Source organism: Paenibacillus sp. 2TAB19, assembly GCF_052115185.1.
Lineage (GTDB): Bacteria > Bacillota > Bacilli > Paenibacillales > Paenibacillaceae > Pristimantibacillus.
This window is the reverse complement of record NZ_JBFRGE010000139.1, coordinates 1-8,288: the sequence shown is the minus strand read 5'-3', so window position 1 is coordinate 8,288 and position 8,288 is coordinate 1. Positions and strand designations below refer to the sequence as shown.

At 48.9% G+C, this 8,288-nt stretch carries 6 protein-coding genes and 1 tRNA gene; all 7 read right to left on the bottom strand.

What is annotated here, in order from left to right; genetic code table 11:
- Nucleotides 1-117 precede the first annotated feature (117 nt).
- Nucleotides 118-206, bottom strand: a tRNA-Ser gene (locus AB4Z33_RS29845).
- Between the two features lie 87 nt (nt 207-293).
- Nucleotides 294-1,577: a serine--tRNA ligase gene (gene serS, locus AB4Z33_RS29840; protein WP_442053387.1), complete on the bottom strand. Its 1,284-nt coding sequence runs from the start codon at nt 1,575-1,577 to the stop codon at nt 294-296.
- 21 nt (nt 1,578-1,598) lie between these two features.
- Complete coding sequence (gene pdxT / locus AB4Z33_RS29835; RefSeq protein ID WP_442053386.1) at nt 1,599-2,183, bottom strand: pyridoxal 5'-phosphate synthase glutaminase subunit PdxT; 585 nt, start codon at nt 2,181-2,183, stop codon at nt 1,599-1,601.
- Nucleotides 2,184-2,279: 96 nt separating this feature from the next.
- Nucleotides 2,280-3,161, bottom strand: a complete 882-nt coding sequence (pdxS, locus tag AB4Z33_RS29830) for a pyridoxal 5'-phosphate synthase lyase subunit PdxS (protein ID WP_442053385.1) — start codon at nt 3,159-3,161, stop codon at nt 2,280-2,282.
- A gap of 120 nt (nt 3,162-3,281) precedes the next feature.
- On the bottom strand, nt 3,282-4,571 hold the full coding sequence (locus AB4Z33_RS29825; protein WP_442053388.1) for a D-alanyl-D-alanine carboxypeptidase family protein: 1,290 nt from the start codon (nt 4,569-4,571) through the stop codon (nt 3,282-3,284).
- A 211-nt stretch (nt 4,572-4,782) separates the two neighbouring features.
- Nucleotides 4,783-6,240, bottom strand: a complete 1,458-nt coding sequence (guaB, locus tag AB4Z33_RS29820; RefSeq protein WP_442053384.1) for an IMP dehydrogenase — start codon at nt 6,238-6,240, stop codon at nt 4,783-4,785.
- 143 nt (nt 6,241-6,383) lie between these two features.
- A complete protein-coding gene (locus AB4Z33_RS29815; protein WP_442053383.1) occupies nt 6,384-7,589 on the bottom strand; it encodes a GNAT family N-acetyltransferase in 1,206 nt (401 codons plus the stop codon).
- Nucleotides 7,590-8,288: the final 699 nt, after the last annotated feature.

Below are 8,288 nucleotides of genomic sequence, written 5' to 3'. Positions count from 1 at the left end.
GTGTATGGCGGGTTGGGATTCGAACGGGCCGTGAAGCGGAGATGCCCCGTTCGAATCCCAACCCGCCATACACAAAAAAACGATTCCTTTTCAGGAATCGACTTGTTTTTTTGTATATGGCGGAGAGGATGGGATTCGAACCCATGTGGGCTTGCACCCTAACGGTTTTCAAGACCGCCCCGTTATGACCGCTTCGGTACCTCTCCACATCTAATCGTGACAAAAGCTATTGTACCACAGGCCAAAAACGAGAAGCAACTTTATTTTCGGCCCATGGACAATATTTCAATAAATTACTGAGCAGAAGGAATCGAACTGATGCCGCCCATATACGGACGTAATACTTCCGGGATCGTAATCGATCCGTCTTCTTGCTGATAATTCTCGACAATCGCCGCGAACGTGCGGCCGACCGCAAGACCGGATCCGTTAAGCGTATGCACGAACTCCGGCTTGCTCTTCGCGTCTCTTCTGAAACGAATAGCAGCGCGGCGCGCTTGGAAGTCCTCTACGTTCGAGCAGGAAGAGATCTCGCGGTATGTGCCTGCGCTTGGTAGCCAAACCTCAAGATCGTACGTCTTCGCCGCTGTGAAGCCCATATCGCCCGTACAGAGCGCTAGAACACGGTATGGCAAGCCCAGCAGTTGAAGCACCTTCTCCGCATTAGCCGTCATCTTCTCGAGCTCGTCGTACGATTCTTCCGGCTTCGTCAGCTTAATAAGCTCAACCTTGTTGAACTGATGCTGGCGAATCAAGCCCCGTGTATCGCGACCTGCTGCGCCTGCTTCAGAACGGAAGCATGAGCTGTAAGCGACGAAATATTTGGGTAGATCTTCAGCCGAGAGAATCTCATCCCGGTGAAGATTCGTCACCGGTACTTCAGCCGTAGGAATCAGGAAATAATCAGAGTCAGACAGTTTGAACAAGTCCTCTTCGAACTTCGGCAGCTGTCCTGTTCCGAACAAGCTGTCGCGGTTAACGATGTACGGAGGCAATACTTCCTCGTAACCATGCTGATCGCTGTGCAGATCCATCATGAAGCTGATCAGAGCGCGTTCTAGACGCGCGCCAAGGCCGCGATAGAACGTGAAGCGCGATCCCGTTACTTTGCCCGCACGCTCGAAGTCTAGAATGTTCAGCGATTGAGCCAACTCATAATGCGGCTTTGGTTCGAACGCGAAAGATGGAAGCTCGCCGACTCTGCGAATTTCTACATTATCTTCTTCCGATGCGCCGACTGGAACCGTCTCGCTTGGAATGTTCGGAATCGCCTGCGTCAGTTCGTCTACTTGAACCTCAAGTACGCGCAGCTCCTCGTCAAGCTCCTTGATGCGATCGCCTACTTCTCTCATCTCCACGATAAGAGCTTCTGCGTCGCCGCCCGACTTCTTCAGCTTGGCAACCTCTTGCGATACAACATTGCGGCGATTCTTCAGCTGCTCCGTCTCTGTAATCAGCTCGCGGCGCTTACTATCCAAGACCGGAAAACCAGCAATAAGATCAAGCGATGCGCCGCGGTTGCGAAGCGCCTGCTCAACCTTCTCGAATTCATTTCTTAACAGCTTCACGTCAAGCACGTTAGTTAACCCCCCTACAATCTAAGCCTTGCTCGCTGCCGCTTCCTTCACCATATCGACGAAATAAGCGTGCAGACGATAATCGTCCGTCAATTCCGGATGATACGATGCCGCAAGCAGATGGCCTTGTCTTGCCGTCACGATCTCGTCCTTGTATGTAGACAATACGTCAACGTCCTTGCCTACCTTCTTAATAAGCGGCGCACGGATGAATACGGCACGGATCGGCTCGTTAATCCCTTTCACATCGAGATCCGTCTCGAAGCTTTCCCGTTGGCGGCCGAATGCATTTCTTGCCACGGTCATGTCCATGAGGCGCAGATGCGCGTCCTCTTGGCCTTCAATCTCTTCTGCGAGTACAATAAGACCTGCGCAAGTGCCGAATAATGGCTTTCCTTGTCCAGCGAACGCTCTTACGGCATCAATGAAGCCGTATTGGCGCATCAGCTTACCGATCGTCGTGCTCTCTCCGCCGGGGATTACAAGCCCCTCAAGCTCTTCAAGCTGCTCGACTCGCTTAACGGCGACCGCTTCCGCGCCCGCCGCCTCCAAACTTCGTATATGCTCTGCCACCGCGCCTTGAAGCGCAAGTACGCCAATCTTCATGACCCAATCGCCTTCCTTTACGAAGCTGAAGCCGGCCGCGCAATAATCTGCACAAAGCCGGCGTCCGCGTATTACTCACTATATGAATTCTGAAATTTAGATACCGCGATCTTGCATGCGTTGCGAAGAATCAAGCTTGGAAATTTCAATGCCTTTCATTGGCGTTCCCAAGTTTTTGGATACTTCCGCAATCAATTTGTAATCTTGGTAGTGCGTTGTAGCTTCAACGATAGCGCGAGCGAATTTCTCAGGGCTGTCGGATTTGAAGATACCGGATCCAACGAATACGCCGTCAGCGCCAAGGTGCATCATAAGCGCTGCGTCAGATGGTGTTGCTACGCCGCCAGCTGCGAAGTTAACGACAGGAAGCTTGCCTGTCTCGTGAATTTGAAGAAGCAGGTCATAAGGTACGCCAAGAACTTTCGCTTCATTGTAGAGCTCGTCCTTCGACAAGCCTTGTACTTTGCGAATTTGGCCGTTAATGAGACGAAGGTGACGAACCGCTTCAACGATGTTGCCTGTTCCCGGTTCACCTTTCGTACGAAGCATTGCTGCACCTTCTTGGATACGACGAAGAGCTTCGCCAAGGTCCTTCGCTCCGCATACGAACGGAATCGTGAACTCGTTTTTGCTAATGTGGAAAATTTCATCTGCTGGAGTCAATACTTCCGACTCATCGATATAGTCAACGCCCATCGACTCGAGCACTTTTGCTTCAACATAGTGACCGATACGTGCTTTCGCCATAACCGGTATCGAAACAACCTTCATCACTTCTTCGACGATTGTCGGGTCAGCCATACGGGCTACGCCGCCTGCTGCACGAATATCGGAAGGTACGCGCTCAAGTGCCATAACTGCCGTTGCACCTGCTGCTTCTGCTACCTTTGCTTGCTCAGCGTTCATGACGTCCATAATGACGCCGCCTTTTTGCATTTCTGCCATTCCGCGTTTTACGCGCGATGTACCTGTTTCCATCCTACAAATCCTCCTATTTTCGACCATTGTCATTGTTTCTTGCCGAAGTTGTACTAACCATTGATTTTACAGGAAGCCCGATTAATCGACAACCCTAGATTTGCCTCGCGAGGCAAACAATTAGAACATATTGATGATCCCGTTAAACAATCCGGAGAAAAACTCGCCAATTGCTCGGAACATCAGCTTGAACCAGCCGGCTTTCGCCACTTCATCCGTCGTCACCAAGTTAACCGTGTACTCGGTCGTGATGTTCAGTTCGGCATCGGTATACTTATAAGTCACTGTGCCTACAGCCGTTCCAGCTGGAATCGGAGCAACAAGCTCATCTTCCGACTTCACTTGGCTGCCGATGAGCTCGACCTTAGGCTCGACGCCTTTCTTAACCATGAATGTAATGTCTTTGTCCGTTACGACATTTACGCTCTTTTTTGCGCCTTTTTTAACTTTTACCGATTGGATCGTTTCTACCACAGATTTCGGCGGCAATACCGTCTTTTTCTCAAAAGTGCTGAATGCGTAGTTATACAGCTTCGCCGTTTCTTGGAAACGCGAGTTTTTCGTAGCCGTATCCATAACAACGCTAATGAAACGGATATCGCCGCGTTTTACCGTACCTGTGAAGTTGTAGCCCGCCTCTTCGATAAAGCCGGTCTTCATGCCGTCAACGCCCTCATAGGCTAAGAAAGCAAGACCCGACTTGTTCTTATTAGCGCCAAGCATATAGTTGAAGTTAACCATCGGCGCTGTGTCGCGCGGACGGAACTTGTATTCCTGCATGCTGGAGAATTCCAAAAACTCTGGATGCTCTTTCAAAATAATTTGCGACAACTTCGCCACATCGGATACCGAAATAACGGTATTCGGTTCGAAGCCCGTTGCGCTTGTGAATACGGCTGATTTGAGATCAAGATTTTTAGCCGTTTCGTTCATTTTGTCGACAAAAGCTTGCTCTGTGCCTGCAATTTCCGTTGCAAGCGCGCGAGTCGCGTCATTAGCTGATCCAACTGCCATTGCTATATATAAGTCCCTGACCGAGTGCTGGTCGCCCTCAGCCAAATATATTTGCGATTCCGAAGGTTCTGTATCTGCAGCTTCTGGGCTTACCGAAATGATCTGATCCCATTTTAAGCGGCCATCCTTAATTTCCTCTAACACGATATACTCTGTCATAAGCTTCGTCATACTCGCTGGCGGCAGCGGCTCGTCCTTGTTCACCTGGAACAACACCTGGCCGGTGTCCGCATCAATCAGTATTGCCGATTTAACCTGCAATCCTAGTGAGTTTTCCGTACTTGGTCTATTATCGTAACCTTGCGCCTCTACTACCGCAGTATTAAACGATAGCATTACCATCCAAATCGCCAAACTTGCAGCGATGACCGACAAAAACCGAACCGGTCTAACCATAACCTTCAACGTCGTCTCCCCTTTTCCCACTTGGATTGTCCGTTGTTAATTGTAACATAACAAACCAATACAATTAAACCTCTTTGAACAGTTACCTAAATGAGTAATCTCTCACCAATTATAAGGGAATTGCACATCAAAGAAAACCAGACAAGGACAAGCGTAGTATACGCAAATCCCTGTCTGGCTGTTATCCCGTTAGTCGGGTCTATTATAGAGAGTAGTTTGGTGCTTCTTTCGTAATTTGAACGTCATGCGGATGGCTCTCACGGAGACCCGAACCCGTAATGCGTACAAATTGCGTGTCGTTGCGAAGCGCTTCAAGCGAAGCCGTACCGCAATAACCCATACCCGAACGAAGTCCGCCGAGCAATTGGTGAACCGTATCGGCTAGCGGCCCTTTGTAAGGTACGCGGCCCTCGATGCCTTCCGGAACGAGCTTGCTCTCGTTCTCTTGGAAGTAACGGTCCTTGCTGCCTTCTTTCATCGCGCCAAGCGATCCCATGCCACGGTATACTTTGAAGCTGCGGCCTTGGAAAATTTCCGTCTCGCCAGGGCTCTCAGCCGTTCCCGCGAACAAGCTGCCGATCATAATGACGCTTGCGCCAGCTGCGATTGCTTTCGTAATGTCACCGGAATACTTGATACCGCCGTCAGCGATAACTGGAACGTTGTATTCGCGTGCTACCGATGCACAATCGTAGATTGCTGTAATTTGCGGAACGCCGATACCTGCAATAACGCGAGTCGTACAGATCGAACCAGGACCGATACCGACCTTAACGACCGATGCTCCTGCTTCGATCAAGTCACGCGTAGCTTCACCCGTTGCAACGTTGCCTGCAATGATCGTAAGATCCGGGTACGTTGCGCGCAGCTTGCGAACCGCTTCAAGAATATTTATATGATGACCATGCGCCGAATCAACGACAAGTACGTCGATACCCGATTGCACAAGCGCTTCTGCGCGATCCATCGTATCTTTCGAGATGCCTACCGCCGCTCCGCAAAGCAGACGACCGTGCTTATCCTTTGCCGCATTCGGGAATTGGATCGCTTTCTCGATATCTTTAATGGTAATAAGACCTTTGAGCGTGTTCTCTTCATCAACCAGAGGCAGCTTCTCAATCTTATGTCTTTGCAGAAGTCCTTCGGCCTCTTGCAACGTTGTGCCAACAGGCGCCGTCACAAGATTCTCGTGCGTCATGACTTCACTAATTTTAATGGAATAATCGTGTACGAAACGCAAGTCCCGATTAGTCAGAATACCAACAAGCTTCTTGTTGTTATCCACAATCGGTACGCCGGATATACGGTATTTGCCCATAAGCTCCTCAGCGTCGTAAACATGATGCTCAGGTGTCAGCGAGAACGGGTTAGTAATAACGCCGCTTTCCGAACGTTTTACGCGGTCAACCTCTTCCGCTTGCTGTGCGATGGACATATTCTTATGAATAATACCGATACCGCCCTCACGAGCTATAGCAATCGCCAATGCCGATTCCGTAACTGTATCCATGCCTGCGCTAATGAGCGGAATATTCAGCTTAACGCTGTCGCTTAATCGAATCGAGATGTCAACTTCCCTTGGTAGCACTTCTGATTTGCGCGGAACAAGCAGTACGTCGTCAAACGTAAGCCCTTCTTTGGCGAATTTTGTTTCCCACACGAGTATGTTCCTCCCTTATTTTCAGTACCTCTCACGTATATTATTGCAATATTAGCAGAGGGGGTAGGGGCTGTCAAGGCTGAACAAAACAGCGTGCACGTCAGTAATTTGTGCAGATTGTTAGCCAAAATGGCCATATTTTATCAGAAAAAGTCCATTAAGTACGTGTTTCGTTCGGGAATACGGTTCTGTAAGCGGTTTATAATGGACTCGTCTCCTTGGACTCGGCCATATTGGTATAAATGCAATATGTTCATATAACCTAGAAGTATCGTCGTTAATGTGCCAATACTGAGTTCAACGCTGTTTTGACCATTATTTGCCGCAGAATATTCATAGGGAGCAAGGCTAGCTTTACCTGATTCGGCGATGCCCAGCATATAGAGTCCATTATTCCATGGCGCATGCTCATCCTTAATTGCAATCACAATATGATCCTCATAATCCGCCGCCTCAAACGAATATTGCTCCACAAAAGCTGCAACATCAACAATACGCGCCATAAAGTACGGAATCGTCTCGTGCTGGATGCGTGGATTATCTAATAGGAATGGCAACTGATCGTCGGACGGCGCCGTTATCGTTACTCGCTCTATCATCGAATCATGTTGAGCTATAAATGACCATAACGAGCTGCGCGCCTCCTCGTTAAGATAGACCAACTCATGTATCGTCATCTGACTATTTTTCACTTCATAACGAATATAGCCTTGGGGCTTGTCCGCATTATCATAATAAACAGCAGTCTGACCAGGCTTGCGTTTGTTGACCCGGTAATCCCACCATAGCTCGCTACGTGCCAACGTTCCGTTGTACTTGGAAGCATAAGCTTCGTACAGTTGACCTATTACACTGGCTGATACCTCCATGCTCACTCTTTCGATTCGTCCATTGATTGGTTGCCTTGCAGGCAATTGGTCGATGCGGATGGTGTAAGACTTATATTCGGTATACGTCTCCCAACCGAACTTCCGGTAGAAAGCAAATGCGAATGGATGCAGAAACGATATACTCTGACCTCTATCCTTCATCCCCTCTAGCGCATGTACAAGCAGCTTAGCAACTAAGCCTTGTCTACGATACTCCGGCCAAGTAGCTACACCAGCCACTCCACCCATTGCAAATCTCTTTCCTCCGATATAGGTGTGCAGATCGAACACCGCAGCTTGCGCTGCAAACTTTCCATCTACGATTGCAGCCCACTTCACAGCGGGTTCTGCTAAGAACTGCTGCTTCGTCCGCTCAATCTCTTCAGGCGATCGGACATACTGAAAGGCAAACTGGGATAATGCTATGCTCGCATCATATAACTCTTCCTTCATCTGAACAATTACAATTTTTCGCTCCATCTCATATCGCCTCCAATTATCACCATCATATAACAAAAGAAGAGTGGCTACTATATGCGGTAGAAATCTCCCCTTTTCCGGCGTCGCTTTTTTAAATGAGATAAAGAATACTAATCACTCTATTCAACATTTCACGACTCCTATGAGTATGTAACGAATCCAGCAGTTCTTATTCAATAGCTTTGATGCATATTTCGGTACTTTGGAGTCAAATAGGGATATCAGAATTCTTAAAATCGGAAAATTAGCTGGTTTGAAGCAAATAAGGTTTATTGGATTCGTGAGCATACGCTTAAACAACGAAAAAAAATACCGCATGTAGATCCGATAGGTCTTTCGTGTCTCGCGGTGGCCTTTCCGCATCGAGCTGAATAGGCTACTTGTGCTTCCTCGCCATTTCTGCGCACAACAAAAAACCAACCGAATGTAGAATGCGGTTGGTTCCTCGTGCTTGGCGACGGCCATTCCGCACCGGCTGAATAGACTACTTGTGCATACTTCGAGGTCGGCATCTGAAGCTTCCTCTATGGCCGGGCCTGCTTCTTCGCCCTTTCATCGATCGAAGGTTCAGTTACTCTCCCAGCCTGGGAGAGGTAAGTCGCCATTTCTGCGCACAACAAAAAACCAACCGCATCTACATGCGGTTGGTTCCTCGTGCTTGGCGACGTCCTACTCTCCCAGGACCCTGCGGTCCAAGTA